The organism is Bradyrhizobium acaciae (assembly GCF_020889785.1).
Classification (GTDB): domain Bacteria; phylum Pseudomonadota; class Alphaproteobacteria; order Rhizobiales; family Xanthobacteraceae; genus Bradyrhizobium; species Bradyrhizobium acaciae.
This window is the reverse complement of sequence record NZ_JACMYK010000006.1, coordinates 61,540-76,275: the sequence shown is the minus strand read 5'-3', so window position 1 is coordinate 76,275 and position 14,736 is coordinate 61,540. Positions and strand designations below refer to the sequence as shown.

The 14,736-nt window shown below is 62.6% G+C and carries 14 protein-coding genes; 9 read left to right on the top strand and 5 right to left on the bottom strand.

The window, feature by feature from the left end; translation table 11 throughout:
• Positions 1–167: 167 nt before the first annotated feature.
• Positions 168–1,208 (bottom strand): helix-turn-helix domain-containing protein, encoded by a 1,041-nt coding sequence (locus H8A92_RS04905; RefSeq protein ID WP_229194727.1) that lies wholly within the window; start codon positions 1,206–1,208, stop codon positions 168–170.
• Between the two features lie 197 nt (positions 1,209–1,405).
• Here H8A92_RS04905 and H8A92_RS04900 point away from each other — a divergent pair, with 197 nt between their 5' ends.
• The 3 genes from H8A92_RS04900 to H8A92_RS04890 all read left to right on the top strand — a co-directional run bounded on the left by H8A92_RS04900 (position 1,406) and on the right by H8A92_RS04890 (position 3,368).
• Positions 1,406–1,768 (top strand): hypothetical protein, encoded by a 363-nt coding sequence (locus H8A92_RS04900; RefSeq protein ID WP_229194791.1) that lies wholly within the window; start codon positions 1,406–1,408, stop codon positions 1,766–1,768.
• A complete protein-coding gene (locus tag H8A92_RS04895; protein ID WP_229194789.1) occupies positions 1,726–2,385 on the top strand; it encodes an alpha/beta hydrolase in 660 nt (219 codons plus the stop codon). The genes H8A92_RS04900 and H8A92_RS04895 overlap by 43 nt, the downstream gene beginning before the upstream one ends.
• 101 nt (positions 2,386–2,486) lie before the next feature.
• The gene (locus tag H8A92_RS04890) at positions 2,487–3,368 is read left to right on the top strand and encodes an alpha/beta fold hydrolase (protein WP_229194726.1); all 882 of its coding nucleotides are present in this window, start codon (positions 2,487–2,489) and stop codon (positions 3,366–3,368) included.
• Positions 3,369–3,399: 31 nt separating this feature from the next.
• Here H8A92_RS04890 and H8A92_RS04885 read toward each other — a convergent pair whose 3' ends face one another.
• The 4 genes from H8A92_RS04885 to H8A92_RS04870 are packed head-to-tail and all read right to left on the bottom strand — an operon-like array spanning position 3,400 to position 7,678.
• Positions 3,400–4,941: an ABC transporter substrate-binding protein gene (locus tag H8A92_RS04885; protein WP_229194725.1), complete on the bottom strand. Its 1,542-nt coding sequence runs from the start codon at positions 4,939–4,941 to the stop codon at positions 3,400–3,402.
• A 55-nt stretch (positions 4,942–4,996) separates the two neighbouring features.
• Positions 4,997–5,821, bottom strand: a complete 825-nt coding sequence (locus H8A92_RS04880) for an ABC transporter ATP-binding protein (RefSeq protein ID WP_229194724.1) — start codon at positions 5,819–5,821, stop codon at positions 4,997–4,999.
• A gap of 1 nt (position 5,822) precedes the next feature.
• On the bottom strand, positions 5,823–6,593 hold the full coding sequence (locus H8A92_RS04875; RefSeq protein WP_229194723.1) for an ABC transporter permease: 771 nt from the start codon (positions 6,591–6,593) through the stop codon (positions 5,823–5,825).
• A complete protein-coding gene (locus tag H8A92_RS04870; RefSeq protein WP_229194722.1) occupies positions 6,590–7,678 on the bottom strand; it encodes a taurine ABC transporter substrate-binding protein in 1,089 nt (362 codons plus the stop codon). The genes H8A92_RS04875 and H8A92_RS04870 overlap by 4 nt, the downstream gene beginning before the upstream one ends.
• A gap of 554 nt (positions 7,679–8,232) precedes the next feature.
• Between H8A92_RS04870 and H8A92_RS04865 the strand changes: the two genes are divergently transcribed.
• From H8A92_RS04865 to H8A92_RS04840, 6 genes are all read left to right on the top strand, one after another.
• A complete protein-coding gene (locus H8A92_RS04865; RefSeq protein ID WP_229194721.1) occupies positions 8,233–9,015 on the top strand; it encodes a MetQ/NlpA family ABC transporter substrate-binding protein in 783 nt (260 codons plus the stop codon).
• Positions 9,016–9,496: 481 nt separating this feature from the next.
• The gene (locus H8A92_RS04860) at positions 9,497–11,122 is read left to right on the top strand and encodes an ABC transporter substrate-binding protein (RefSeq protein ID WP_229194720.1); all 1,626 of its coding nucleotides are present in this window, start codon (positions 9,497–9,499) and stop codon (positions 11,120–11,122) included.
• A gap of 67 nt (positions 11,123–11,189) precedes the next feature.
• Positions 11,190–11,585: an ABC transporter permease family protein gene (locus H8A92_RS04855; RefSeq protein WP_229194719.1), complete on the top strand. Its 396-nt coding sequence runs from the start codon at positions 11,190–11,192 to the stop codon at positions 11,583–11,585.
• Complete coding sequence (locus H8A92_RS04850) at positions 11,528–12,049, top strand: ABC transporter permease (RefSeq protein WP_229194718.1); 522 nt, start codon at positions 11,528–11,530, stop codon at positions 12,047–12,049. Before H8A92_RS04855 ends, H8A92_RS04850 begins: the two co-directional genes overlap by 58 nt.
• Positions 12,046–12,957: an ABC transporter permease gene (locus H8A92_RS04845; RefSeq protein ID WP_229194717.1), complete on the top strand. Its 912-nt coding sequence runs from the start codon at positions 12,046–12,048 to the stop codon at positions 12,955–12,957. Before H8A92_RS04850 ends, H8A92_RS04845 begins: the two co-directional genes overlap by 4 nt.
• Complete coding sequence (locus tag H8A92_RS04840; protein WP_229194716.1) at positions 12,954–14,735, top strand: dipeptide ABC transporter ATP-binding protein; 1,782 nt, start codon at positions 12,954–12,956, stop codon at positions 14,733–14,735. Before H8A92_RS04845 ends, H8A92_RS04840 begins: the two co-directional genes overlap by 4 nt.
• Position 14,736 lies beyond the last annotated feature (1 nt).

Genomic DNA, 14,736 nt, shown 5'->3' with positions numbered 1-14,736 from the left:
CGGAGCCCTTTTACCTCGACTGTTTCGTCGTGCGTGGCGCGTGATCACTCAACCTGAGTCCGCAGCCGCGTCGATCACGAGCGCCGTTGCATTGAGGTGCAATGCGTCGTCCTCGCCGGTCGGCCATTGCATTCGGCCGGCGGGCTCCCCGCGCGTTTGCCCCTTCGTCAGGCTCCCATCATTGCGCCGAGCGTCTGCAGCCGCCTGCGAACGGCATCGTCATCGTCGCGCGACAAGAAGCTACCGGCGCGAATTTGGCTTGGCGTTGAACCGGTCGCGTTCTTCAGAAACCGGCGCAGGCTCCTCGCGTCGGAATAGCCGAGCTCCGCCGCGATCGCTTCGATGCTGTCGTCGGAATCTCGCAGTCGGCGAATCGCGGACTGAGCCAGGGTGCGTTCGCGCGCGTGACGAAATCCGCCGCCGATCCCCAGCCGCCGCCGCAGTGTAGACGCGCTGACGCCGGCCTTCTCGGCGAGATCCTTCAACCGTGGCCGGCCGCCATCGCCTAGACCCCCGCAGCCATGGAGCGACAGGTCTTCCGGCTCGACAAGGTCGAGCCACAATCGAAAGCACTCCCAGTGCGGGTTGGTCCCAGCCCGGCCCGTGCCGCGCTTGCCGAGCAGGGTGCGCGCAAACCGCATGCCGGTGACGGCCCCGTGGCGCACGGGAGCACCAATGGCGAAGTGGCGTTGGCCGAGATTGAAGTGAAACGTATCGCGGGTCGTCACATCGACGACCGGCATCGCCGTTCCGAGAAAGTACATGCAATGCATGAACACCCAGCTGAGGTAGATATCCTCGAGCAGAACGGCGTCCGCGTCTCGCGCCGAGTCAGCGCGGACATTCAGGATCGCCAGGTCGCTTGTGGTTTTCAGCTCGATCCGAACGGCGCTGGACGCGGCCCTATAGAGCCGCTCGACCGACAGGATCGCGTCCTCCAGCGCCGCGGAGCCAAGGGCTACTCTCAGCCCGAGAGCCGTGTAGGCGGGATCGATGCGGGCGCGCGTCAAGCCATGGGCCGCATCACCGATCGCCAGCGCGGTGTTCAGACACAGCAACAGATACTGCGCTGGACCGACCACGTCGCGGTTGTCCCCGTAACGCAAGTCGATCAGCGATGCCGCCATCATCTGCTCGAACGGCAGGCCTTGGCGGACCACGCCGCTGACGTGCCGAGTGATCCATTCGAATGGCATGTGCTGACGCATGAAGCCTCGCAACCGCCGAGCCGTCGTCTTGATCCTAGGGGTAAACGGGAAGGATCGCAATTTGCTCAGGGCGGAATCAACCGTCGGCCCGGTTTTCTGGTCGCTTTTGTCCCCCCAGCACGCACGCTTAGGTCCGCGTACGGCATCGTACCTGCGGCTAGGCTCTGACGGCAACTTGACAGCCATGGAGCCATCCGATGGATCAGATCACCCCGCCGCGCCAGCGTCGGCCGGAACTTGAGCAGGCCTTCGCACATCTCGCCGGGCTTGCCGCGTCGGCTGATCTCACAGGGGTGTCCGATCCTCTCCTGCAATTCGTTGCCGTGATCAGAGCCCTGATGCCGCGCTACGGCGATGTCGGCGCGGCACCGGCGCTTGACGACGTCAAGGTTGTGCCTGTCGATGCCGGAGGAGTGTCGGCGGAGTGGGTCGTTGCGCCCGAGGCCGATCTTGCTCGTCGCCTGGTTTACATCCACGGGGCGGGTGGGTCGGTGGCTGTCCTCACGACTATCGAGCCATCGCGGGCGCGCTGGCCAGACTCTCCGGCGCGGCCGTTCTGATGGTTGATTATCGTCTGGCTCCGGAGCATCGCTTTCCCGCGGGCCTGGACGATTGCATCACTGCCTTCGACTGGGCTTCGCGCCATGGACCTGATGCGCACCGTCAGGGAGAGCACGAAGCGCAGGTGCATCTCAGTCTGGTCGGCGATTCAGCGGGCGGAAATCTGGCCGCCGCGACCTGCCTGGAATTGGTGGCCAGGGGCGCGCGCACGCCCGATCGCCTGGTACTAATCGCCGGCACCCTCGACAATCAGTCGCCGCCGGACCGAACTGCAATAGACGACCAGATTGTGACGGCGGAATCTCTCGCTGCCGCCACCGCCGCGTATCTCGGTCCGGGGGAAGTTCCGTCGGATTATCGCGTCTCGCCGGTTCGTGGACCGCACGCGCTGCTCACCGGATTTCCACCGACCCTGTTGCAGGTGAGTGCAATCGAGACACTCGCCTATGACAGCCGAAATTTCGCAGCGCGGCTCGCGGAGGCCGGCGTTCGGGTCAATCTGAGCATTTGGCCGGAGCTTGCCCACGTCTGGCACGCTTTTCTTGGCTTGTTTCCCGAGGCGACCGAGGCATTGCGGGAGATTGCGGCGTTCGTGAACGGGGGCATCGATCGCTGAACGGCTTCGCGCTCGTCCGGCCGTCCCGTAGTTGGATTTCTGGCGGACCGCGCAAAGGTCGACTAACAAGGTATCTGTCGAACGATGACGGGACAGCTGCCATGTTTGAAGGATTCGAGCGTCACGATGTCGAGACCGACGGTGCCACGATCGCCTCGTTCATAGGTGGGAGCGGTCCTCCCCTGCTTCTGCTCCATGGGTACCCGCAGACCCACGTCGCTTGGCATCGTATCGCCCCGGTCCTGGCGCGCAACCACACCGTGGTCGCGACTGATCTGCGGGGATATGGCGACAGCCGCGGTCCGCAGCTTGTCGATGCATCGGCTTATTCCAAGCGGACGATGGCGCGCGACCAGCTCGCGGTAATGAAGCAGTTCGGTTTCGATCGCTTCGCCGTCATCGGGCACGACCGCGGTGCACGAGTCGGCTACCGGTTGGCGCTGGACCATCCCGGAACGGTGCAGGCTTTCGTATCGCTGACGGTGATCCCGACCAGCGAGGTCTGGGCGCGCGCCGGCAAGGGTTTTGCGCTCGGCGCCTATCACTGGCTGCTGTTCGCGCAGCCCTATGACCTGCCCGAACGGCTGTTGAGCGGTGATCCCGACTTCTTCCTGGACTGTACGTTGCGAAGAATGGCCAAGGATTTCGATGCCCTGTCGGATGAGGCCCGCGCCGCCTATCGCGAAGCATTTCGCCGGCCCGAGGTGCGGCACGCGATGATGCAGGATTATCGCTCCGGCGCCAGTCTCGACCACGAGCACTATCTTGCCGATCGCGCCGCCGGGCGAATCCTCGATTGTCCTGTGTTGGTGCTGTGGGAACAGGGCCGATTTGGCGAGACGGACACGCCGCTTCAGATCTGGAGGAACTGGGCTGTCGATGTTGATGGCCGGGCTATCCCGGGCGGTCATCTTCAACCGGAAGAGCGGCCTGACGCCGTGCTCGACGCCATCAGTTCATTTCTCGCACGCAAGCTCGGGTGATTGAGCGGAGGCCTCGATCGAGGCGCCGGGATCACCGGTCGAGCCAGGCGTCGGAAAAATCTCCCGCGGTCAGGTCGATGCTGTTGTAAAGATTGCGCACACGCGCATTGCTGACGAGGGTTGTCTCCAGCGCCACCAGGGGCAAGGCTGGCAGGTCGTCACTGGCGATCTTTTGGATCTGCCGGAATTGATCCGAGCGCCGGGCTTCGTCACGCTCCGTAGCCGCTTGCCGGAACAGCTCATCAACCACCGGGTTATTGTAGTGGGCCGCATTGACATAGGGCAGCGGGTGCTTGATCCCGTCGGACCAGTAGATCCGCTGCACGCCAACCGTCGGGTCGAACAGCAGGCCGAGTCCATTGAGGTTGATGTCGAAATCACGGTCGTAATAGACCCGCTTGATGAAGGTGCCGAGATCACCATCGAGGATATCGACGCGGATGCCGGCACGACCGAGGGCGGATCGCAGGTAGCCGGCAGTGGCCTTGAACGCGGCCCCCGGAATGAAGGTCAGCTTCAGCGCAAACCGGATGCCGCCGCTTCCGCGCTTTAATCCCGCCTCATCGAGAAGGCGATTGGCCTCGTCGAGATTGAAGGGATGGTCGAAGCTCGTCGGGTCGAAATAGGATGAAAGCACTTCCGGAATCGGCGAGCGAATCCGGCTGGCATAGCCGTAATAGATCCATTGCCGGATGAAATCGCGATCGATCGTGCGCGCGATGGCGTGCCGCACGGCGCGTTGCGCGAGGTACTGGTTGTCGAGGCTGAACTCCAGCACGGCGGCGTTGTTGAGATAGGCGTCTCGCTGCGACGAGACGACAAGCTTGCCGCCCTCTGCCAGCCGTTTCACATCGCCGAGCGAAATGCTGCCGCTGGTGTCGGCTTCTCCCGTTTCAAGCGCCGTGGAGGCTGCGGCTGGATCACCAACGAACTTGACCACCACCCGATCCAGAAAGGGCCGCTCGGGCCGCCAATATTGCGGGTTCCGGCGCAGGCTGACGTGGCTGCCGCGTTTCCATTCCTCGAAGATGAATGGCCCGGTTCCGATCGGTGCGTTGTTGTTGGGGCTGCCGTCGAGATTATCGGGCTGATAGGCGTGACGCGGAACGATCGGCGATTCCGCAGCTGCGAGCGCCTTCAGGAAGTAGGGTGTCGGCTTCGACAGTTTCACCACGGCGGTCAGCGCATCAGGCGTTTCGACGCGATCGAGATTGGCGAAGCTGATCCGTCCGCGCGGCCCGACCTTTTGCAGCGCCTGCAGCGAAAACTGGACGTCGGCGGACGTGAAGTCCGCGCCATCGTGCCATTTCACGCTGGGACGCAGGGTGAAGCCATATTCGAGCCCGTCTGCGCTCGATTTCCAGGCCGTCGCCAGAAGCGGACGCGGTGTGAAGTCTGCATCGTAGGCCAGCAGACCCTCGGTGACCTTGGTGCTGATATTGCGGGTCTGCGTGTTGGTGTCGAGCAAGGGGACGAGCGTTCGCGGTTCCCCCTGTGTGACGACAGTCAGCGTGCCGCCACGCCGGGATTCGGCCGCCGGCAAAGGCGAGCCGGCGAGCGGAAGCGCGAGCACGCCGGCCCCCGCCTTAAGGACACTTCGCCGATCAATGAGACCGCGGATACGATCGTCAGTCGTCACCATGTGCCAAGCTTTCCATTGTTGCGTGTTGAGGGCGTGCGGCCTGTTCGCGCAGCGTCGCCAGGATCGATCGTTTCAGTTCGCCGAACGAGCGCATCGCAATGATTTCCTGATAGGCGCGTGGACGCGGATAGGGGACGATGATCTCTTCGACGATACGACCAGGGCGGCCGCTCATGATGGCGATGCGGTCCGACAGGAACAGCGCTTCTTCGATGTCGTGCGTGACGAACAGGACGGTGGAGCGACGTTGCTCGCGTGCGGCGAGCAGCAGCTCTTGCATCGCGAGCCGGGTCTGGGCATCCAGCGCCCCGAATGGCTCGTCCATCAAGAGAAGCAGCGGCTGCGATATCCAGGCGCGGGCGATCGCGACGCGCTGGCGCATTCCACCGGATAGCTCATAGACGGCATGATGCTCGAAGCCGCGCAGGCCCATCATCTCGATCAGCTCTTGCGCCCGGGGTCGATATTCGGACGCCGGCCGGCCGGCCAGACGCGATGCGAAGGTGATGTTGTCGATGACGGACAACCACGGGAACAGCGTCGCTTCCTGAAACACGATGCCGCGATCGGGGGACGGGCGTCCGACCGGCTTGCCGTCGATCGTCACGCGGCCGCGCGTGGGTTGCTCGAAACCCGCCAGCAGGTCGAGTACGGTTGATTTGCCGCAGCCGCTGGGTCCCAGCAGGCATACGAATTCGCCTTCGCCTACGCCAAGCGAAAGTCCGTCGAGCGCGACGGTCTCGCGTCGGGCGCGCCGGTCTTCGAAGCGCTTCTCGACGTGTTCAAGCACGATCAATGGAGAGGTCGTCATCTCAGGCGCGCCCTGACCAGGGGGCCGCCCAGCGCTGCAGCCCCAGGAGCGCCAGGTCCAGCGCGTAACCTGTGCCGCCGAGGATGACGATGCCGAGCATGACGACGTCAGTGCGCAGATAGGAGCCGGCGTTGACGACCATCCAGCCGATCCCGGCGTCGGAGGCGATCATCTCGGCCGCGATCAGGGTCGTCCAGCCGATCCCGAAGGACAGGCGCAGCGTCACGAACAACTCGGGCAGGATGTGGGGCAGGATCACGTAGCGAAACAACGCCAGGCCGTGAGCGCCAAGCGCCCGGCCGGCGCGAATCCGTTGTCTCTGTACGGTGCTGACCGCAGCTGCCGTTCCGACAATGATGCTGAGCGCGGCTGAAATGAAGATCAAAAGAACCTTCGAGGTTTCGCCGATGCCGAACCAGAGGATCACGAGGGGGATCAGTGCGAGCTTCGGGAGCGGCCGCAGGAACTGGACGAAAGGATCGAGCACGGCGCCAAAGCCCGGCGCTGCTCCCATGGCGAGTCCGAGCGGCACACCGACCAGCGTCGCCGCCGCAAACGCGCCCAGAGCGCGGGCGAGACTGAGCGCCAGATGCTGCCAGAGCGGGGTACCACGATAGCCGTCCCGCGCCAGATCGATCGCGGTCGTCACGATCTCGGATGGCGGCGGAAGCAACAGTGGTTCGACCAGATGAGTCCGCCCGGCGATCTCCCACGCCAGCGTGATGCCGGCGACCGCGGCCAGGCCGATCAGGAAACGACGGCTCGCGTTCAAGACGGGAACGCGCGCCGCAGCAATGCGTAGTTCACCGCCGGGACGAATGAGGCGGGGACGTCGCCGCGTTTGATCTCGCCTGTCTCGGCGAGGAAGGCGGCGGCATCGCCGAGCGCCTTGATGAGCGGCGCATCCGTTGCCGCGACCGGCCCATCGCCCCAATATTTCGCACTGAGCTGATCCTGAAAGGTGGGATAGCGCAGCCCGGCCAGGGTGTCGCGTACGGCTTCGAACGGTGCGCCAAAATCCTTCGCCAGAATCCGCGACACGCCGTCCGGGTCGGACCGGTATCGGTCGAATTGCGCTTGAACGGTCTGCAGCCAGGCCACCGCCGTCTCGGGGAATCGCTCGGCAAACTCGCTCCGCACCACGGCGCTGTTCCAGACAAAGACCCCTGAGGGCTGCAACTGTTCGGAGACCAGCAATTGCCGGCCGCCGTCCGCGAGAAGCTCCGCCCAGAACGGACCATTGATGTAGGTCGCGTCGATGTCGCCGCGTTTCCATGCGGCGATCGTGTCCGGCTGGCTCAGGGGCAGGCGCTTGATCTTGCTGGCATCGAGCTTGTTGATACGGATCAGGGCTTCAAGCGCGAAGGCCATCGTGGAGGAGGGAGCAACTGCGATGCGCTTGCCTTCGAGATCCCTGAGCGTGGTGATGCCCGGCTTGGCGACGAGCCGCTCGCTGGTGGCGACGATCTCCGGCGAGCCCAGGATCTGAATCGGCAGTTTGCGCGAAAGCCCGGCCACGATCGGCGTGTTACCGAAGATCGCGAAATCGATCTGCTTGGCAGCAAGCAGCGACAGCGCCGGTCCGCCCGACGGGAACGGTACCCACTCGACCTTGACACCAAGCGCCTTGTCGAAACTGCCGTCGGTCTTGCCGACCACCCAGGCTCGCGCCGCCGTCAGATAGCCGATGCGGACGACATCGGGCTTCGCCGTGGTCTGGGCGCGGCTGCGTGCTGCCGTCAGTGACAACACGCCCGCGCCGAGGCCCAGTCGCAGCACGTCGCGTCGTCCCAGCCTGCTCGCGCGGATATATGTCGTCATGCTACACCTTCGTGAATGAGGCGTGCAGATCGTCATCGCGGTGGCGTCGAGTCAATCGCAGTCGAAAAATAAGATATTCGTTTCAGCGTGCCGTGGGTGAACGCAATGAATAGGGCTTCGGCCGCACGTGATGAATGAGATTCATTCTTCGGGGGGACGCTGACAGCTGCGTTGATCTCAATTCGCGAGCCCATTTGGAATTGACGGCGACAAGCGCGAACGCCCAAATGCGCAGACGCCCGGCGTCGCAAAATCCGGATGAAATCCGCCGCGTCTCGAAGGAAGCTCACATGAAGCGCTTATTGTCGTCGCTGCTGGTATCGCTCTCGGCTGCGTGGTTGCCGGCTTCGCGCAGAGCTTTTCTTGACCGCAATTGACGCGTCTTGGGTGATTGGTGGTACCCAGCGGCTGCGTTGAGTGCACAGAATGTTGTCGCCGCGGACGAAAGAATGTCGCCACGGCGCGCAATGCTCGGAGCATGGTTCTTCCATTCCGGAAATCATCTTTGGTTTAGAGTTTCATTGAGCGCGCGCGAAATTTTTCGCATCATGCGCTACCTCCATTCACCACAATTGTAAGAACGCGCGACAATGAAAAACAGCCTGCTCGCACTTGTTGCCGGAGTCGTTCTCCTTGCCGCACCCGCTTTTGCGGATCAGAAGGTCAAGGTCGGAATATCCGGCGGTGATTCCGAAATCGTCTGGGCGAAGGTGAAGGAGATCGCGGCCAAGGACGGGCTCGACGTCCAGGTGGTGGTATTCAACGATTACCTGCTGCCGAATGCCGCGCTTGATGCCGGCGATCTCGACGCCAATGCGTTCCAGCACAGGCCGTTCCTCGACAATCAGACCAAGACAAGAGGCTACAAGATCACTCCGGTGGGTGTGACCATCGTTGCGCCGATCGGCCTCTACTCCAAAACGGCAAAATCGGTCTCCGAGATCAGGGATGAATCATCGATCGGGATTCCGAACGATCCGTCCAACGGCGGCCGCGCGCTCCTGCTGCTGCAGACTCAAAACCTGATCAAGCTCAAGGATGGGGTCGGCATCTTGCCGACCGTGCTGGACATTGTCGACAATCCGAGGAAGCTCAAGATCCGCGAGATCGATGCAGCCCAGCTCCCGCGCAGCCTTGACGACGTCGACGCGGCGGTGATCAACACCAACTATGCCGTAGCGGCCGGGCTGATCCCGGGCAAGGATTCGATCGCGATCGAATCCTCCGTCAACAATCCGTACAACAATTTCATCGCAGTTCGCGAGCGCGACAAGAATGCCCCCTGGGTCGCCAAGCTGGTGCAGGCCTATCAGAACGATACTATCCGGCAGCTCATCAAGGACAAGTTACCCGGCCAGATCCCCGCGTTTTAAGGCATCAAACGGGTTGCGCCGTTGCGGGCGTAGCTTCGGTCCGGAAGGGGCGTGCTGTCCCGCCAACGACATCGTAGGCAATGCTGAAGCCGTATCCATCTGCCGCCATGCGCGCGCCGTATCCCCTGTTCAACCAATTGGACGAGACGGGCGTGACAAAATTCCCGCAACACTTCGCTATCATCAAAAGTATATTCGGATATCCGTCGTGCGCGCGTCATGTTCGGACAGCATCGGATTGTCGATTTTGCATCGCGTCGGACCGATTTCATCCATCGATTAACGAAGCTTGCGAATGATCTTTCAAACTTCGCTTGCGGGGACCAGGTTGGACGTTTGCTTGTTGCGCTCGTGCTCGGCCACGAATTAGATCGCACTGCAACAGAAAAAATGCCTGCAAGAAGCGGCTGATGCGCTGACGTTCTCCAATCTTCCGACGGGGAATGTTCGATGCGCCGCCGACGCAGGCATTGGAAAACAAGTGCAGGTGGCGCGTATGAAGAACAATAATTTACTCGTGAACGGGATTGCCGTTGCTCTGCTGGAGATAAGCACGGCGCAGGCTGCGGATCGGCCGGTTTCCGGCGGCGCGTTGACATGGGGTGTCACGACCGAGCCGTCCTGCTTTGATCCTCACCGCGCATCGCAACAGGCCGCGTTCTTTGTCGCTCGCAACTATATCGACTCGCTGATCGCGAAGAAGACCGACGGTACCTTCGCTCCATGGCTCGCGACGGAGTGGTCGATTTCAGCGGACGGCAAGGAGTATACCTATAAGCTTCGCGAGGACGTCGTTTTTCACGACGGTGAGAAATTCGATGCCGCGGCAGCCAAAGCCAACTTCGACTTCATCTTCAAGCCGGAGAATGCGGTAACCGCGGTCTCCCTTCTGCAGGCTTTCGATCACGCCGAGGTGGTCTCTCCCTACGTCGTGAAACTCGTCCTGTCCAAGCCGGACTCGAGCTTCCTGGAATCGACATCGAACGTGAAACTGGGTCTGATTTCGCCGAAGGCGCTGGAGAAGGGGGATTTGTGCGGCGGTGGACGCGCGCTGGCAGGCACCGGGCCGTTTATCTTCGAGGGCTATACGCGCGGTCAATCCGCGGTTTTCGTTCGCAATCCCGCCTACAAATGGGGACCGGGCAATGCGGCTCATGAGGGCCCGGCCTATCTCGATCGCGTGACCTTTCGATTCTTGCCCGAATATGCGGTGCGGACCGGCGCTTTGACCTCCGGGCAGGTCGACCTGATCGAGGGGGTGCAGCCGACCGATGCGCCGCTGTTTGCCGAGCAACCGGACTTCAAGCTGCTGACCGGGCCATCTGGCGCCAGCACCTCGTTTACCTTCAACATCAACTATACGCGCCCACCGGCCGATGACGTTCGTGTGCGTCGCGCGTTGCGCGATGGGTTTGATCTCGAGCCGATCGTCAAGCAAGTTTATCTGGGAACGGTGCCGCGCGCCTGGTCGATCATCGGGCCGGCCAATCCTGCCTATAACAAGGCGCTTGTCGGTTCCTGGGGCAACGACATCGCGGGGGCCAACAAGTTGCTCGATGAAGCCGGTTGGACCGGCCGCGACTCCGAAGGTTTTCGAACCAAGGAGGGCAAGCGGTTGTCGATCGAGGTCGGCTATCCCCAGCCCTATGTCCGGGACAATCGTGACATCCTGATCCAGGGTGTTCAGGCGTCGCTCCGCAAGAATGTCGGTCTGGATCTGAATTTGCGGCTCATCACGGCCGGCGAATATGCCAAGAACAATGCCAACGGTACCTGGACGATCTACCCGAACACGGACAACCCCTCCGATCCGGCGCGCGAACTCTGGGACATGCTGGGCTCGAAGGGATTTCTGTACGTCAACATTCCCAACCCGGATCCCGAGATCACCCGCCAGATCGACGAAGCTCTTGCGTCGACCGATCCGGTCCGCAAACGGGAGCTGACGGATGCGGTCCAGAAGCGTGGCGTCGATCAGGCCTTCATCGTGCCGCTGTTTGCCCCGAGTTGGTTCCTGGCGGCCAAGAGCACTGTCAACGGTTTGAGCTTCGAGGCAGGTCTCGACTCGCCGTCGAGCGCTTACGACTGCTGGATTGCGAAGAAGTAAGGGCAGCCGGATGTGGTCTCGTATCATATCCAGGCTGTTAACCAGCCTGGTGGTCGCCTGGGCGAGCGTGACCGCGACGTTCGTCGCACTTCACGCACTACCGGGGCGCATCCAGGACATCCTTGCCGGAGACCTCGAGTACCCCGGCCTGCGTGAGGCGATCGCGGCCGAATGGGGATTGGACCGGTCTCTGCCTGAGCAGTATCTCGATTTCCTGTTGCGGATCTTTCGCGGCGATTTCGGCACGTCCTACGTGCTGCGACAGCCTGTGCTCGAAGTGGTCGGTTCGCAGCTGCTGCCGACGGTCGAACTCGCGTTGACCGCCGGCCTGCTGGCGGTTGTGATTGCGGGGGCCATCGCGCTCCTGACGCCGGCCGTGGTCGCATTTCGCGAGAGATTGCGTCGGTGGTCGAGCTCGTGTTTGCCTCGACGCCGGTATTCTGGCTCGGCATTCTGCTCTTGATGGCATTTTCCTTCAACTTGCGCTGGTTCCCGGTGTCCGGCGCGGTCGGGTGGAAGTCGATCGTCCTGCCGTCGATCACCTTGGCACTGCCGACAGCGGGGTTGCTGACGCAGGTCTTGCGCGAAGCGATGGAAAAGACGCTCGACGCGCCGTTCGTGACGACGGTCAGGGCGCGCGGCGTCGGCGAGTTCCTCATCCGGTGGCGACACGTGCTGCGGCACGCATTGTTGCCGGCGGTAACTTTAGGGGGCTGGTTGATCGGCGGCCTGCTCGGCGGCGCGGTGATCACGGAAAAGGTATTCGGCCGGCCGGGCCTCGGCACGGTCACGCTCGGTGCGGTGCTCACGCACGATGTGCCCGTGGTTCTGACCGTGGTGCTGCTTGCCGCATTCATTCACGTCGCCGCGTCGACCCTGCTCGACATCCTTTATGTGTTGATCGATCCGAGATTGAGGGCTCAATGACCGCGCCGTCGCACCGCTCATTCGAGCGAGCAGTCCCGCTCGACCGGCCAGAAGACCTCGTCGTCGCCTTTGAAACTCCGCTTCCGGTCATTGCCGATCGGTCTCGTCTGCCGGTCGCGTTCATCGTGTCCGTGGCTTTCGTGGCGTTTCTGATCGCTGCGGCGACCGTGCCGTGGCTGTTCACTCATTTCGATCCGCTTGTCGGCGATTTCTCTGAGGGCCTGAAGCCGCCAGGCTGGTCGCATCTGTTCGGCACGGATCGCCTGGGCCGCGATGTGTTTGCGCGAACCATCTACGGCACCCGCTACTCGCTTCTGATCGGATTCGGTGGCGTTGCGGTCGGGCTCGGTATCGGAGTGATCCTTGGAATTATCGCGGGCCAGCGCAACCGAATCCTCGATGAAGCCGTGTCTCGGCTGTTCGACATGCTGTCGTCCTTTCCGGGTGTGTTGCTTGCGATGCTGATCGTCACTTTCCTCGGCCAGGGTATGCTCAATATCGCGATCGCGGTGGGGATCGCGGGCATTCCCAAGTTCGGCCGCGTGGTCCGGGCGCAAACCCAATTGGTGCGCGATGCTGATTACGTCACACAGGCGACAATCTATGGATTGAGCCAGTGGCAGGCGTTTCTGCGGCACGTATTGCCCAACGTGCTGGTCGCCATTCCGATCATCGCGACCGTTTATATCGGCAGCACCATCCTGATCGTGTCGGGCCTGAGCTTCCTGGGTCTCGGTCCGCAGCCGCCGACGCCGGAATGGGGCGTCATGCTGGCGGAAAGCCGGGACGTCCTGCGGGTAGCGTGGTGGCCTGGCGTGTTTCCGGGCCTTGCGATCACCGCCACGGTGATTGCTTTCAGCATGGTCGGCAACTTCCTGCAGAAGAAATTCGAGGGGCGGGTGGCATGAGCATCGGTCAACCCACGCTCCCGCAAAAAGCTCCGCTGGTCGAAATCGAGGGTCTGAATGTAGGCTTTGCCGGCGCGAATGGGGGGAGGCCGGTCGTGATCGACATCGACCTGACGATCCACCCCGGCGAATGCGTCGCATTGGTCGGCGAGTCCGGCTCGGGCAAAAGCGTGACTGCGCGAAGCCTCTTGAATCTTGCCGGAGAGCGCGCCAGCACGAGGGCCCGCCGGTTCGAGATCAAGGGGCGCGATGTGCGCGGCTATCGCGAGGCTGACTGGCGGAACCTGCGTGGCACGGTCACCGGTCTCGTCATGCAGGATGCCCTGGTCTCGCTCGACCCGCTGCGCACGATCGGCCAGGAGGTCGGCGAAGTGATCTCCAGTCACAAGATACTGACCGATCCTGGATCGATCCGGGAACGAACACTGGACACGCTGCGCAGGGTCGGCATTCCCAATGCCGCGGATCGCGCCCTGCAATATGCGCATCAACTTTCGGGCGGATTGCGCCAACGTGCACTGATCGCATCGGCCATCGCCGCTAATCCCGATCTGATCATTGCGGACGAGCCGACCACGTCCCTCGACGTCACGGTGCAAGCGCAGGTCCTGCAAGTGCTCGCGGAAAGGATCCGCGAAGGTGCGGGCGTGTTGCTGATCAGCCATGATCTCGCCGTGGTCGCCGGGATTGCGGATCGGGTGATCGTGATGCGTGACGGCAAGGTTGTCGACAGCGGTCCGACCCGCGACGTGCTGACCCGGCCGCGACACTCATATACACGGCAGTTGATCGCTGCTGTTCCGTCCGTCCGGTCGCGCGGCGCGCGGCTCGCGTCAGCCCGAATCGAATTCGTAGCCACGAATACCGAAAGTCGAGACTCCATCAAGATCACGCGCGAGCCGCTGCCGGACAGGCGGGAGGCCGGCGAGGTTGTTCTGGAGGTCGAGATGATTTCCAAGAGCTTCATTTCGCCCAAGGCGGCGGGGCGCGTCCGATCGACTGTGTTGAAGGACATCAGCTTCGACGTCAGAGCCGGCGAGGTCGTCGGCATCGTGGGCGAGTCGGGTTCGGGCAAATCGACCTGTGCCAAAATCGTTCTCGGCTTGCTTTCACCCGATCAGGGAGAGGTGCGGTTGCTCGGTCGTCCCTGGGCGGCGATCTCAGAGGCGGCGCGGCGGCCGGTCCGGCGCAAGCTGCAATATATTCCGCAGGATGCGCTCAGCAGTTTCGATCCGCGCTATCGCGTTCAGGACATCATCGCTGAAAATCTCGCGGGCAAACCGGAGCGCAAGCGGCAGCGTGAACGCATTGTGTCGCTCCTTGAACTCGTCGGTCTGAGTGCCGAATATCTCGAACGCCGACCGAGGTCGCTGTCCGGCGGCCAGCGTCAGCGGGTCTCGATCGCGAGGGCATTGGCCGCCGAGCCCATCCTGATCGTCTGCGACGAGCCGGTGTCAGCGCTCGATATCTGCATCCAGGCTCAGGTATTGGACTTGCTGGCGGAGCTGCAGTCGAAGCTTGGCACGGCACTGCTCTTCATCTCGCATGATCTCGGCGTGATCGAGCATCTGGCCGATCGGGTGCTCGTGTTCCACAACGGCCGCGTGATTGAGCAGGGGACTGCCGAGGCGGTGCTCGGACATCCGCAGCAACCGTACACCCAGTCTCTGTTGGCCGCGGTTCCGGATATCCAACGTGGATTAACCGCCAGGGCGCAACAGGCCGGCGTGATCATCGCCAGCCCTGCCCAAGAGGCAGAGGCCACAACAGGAGGATAGT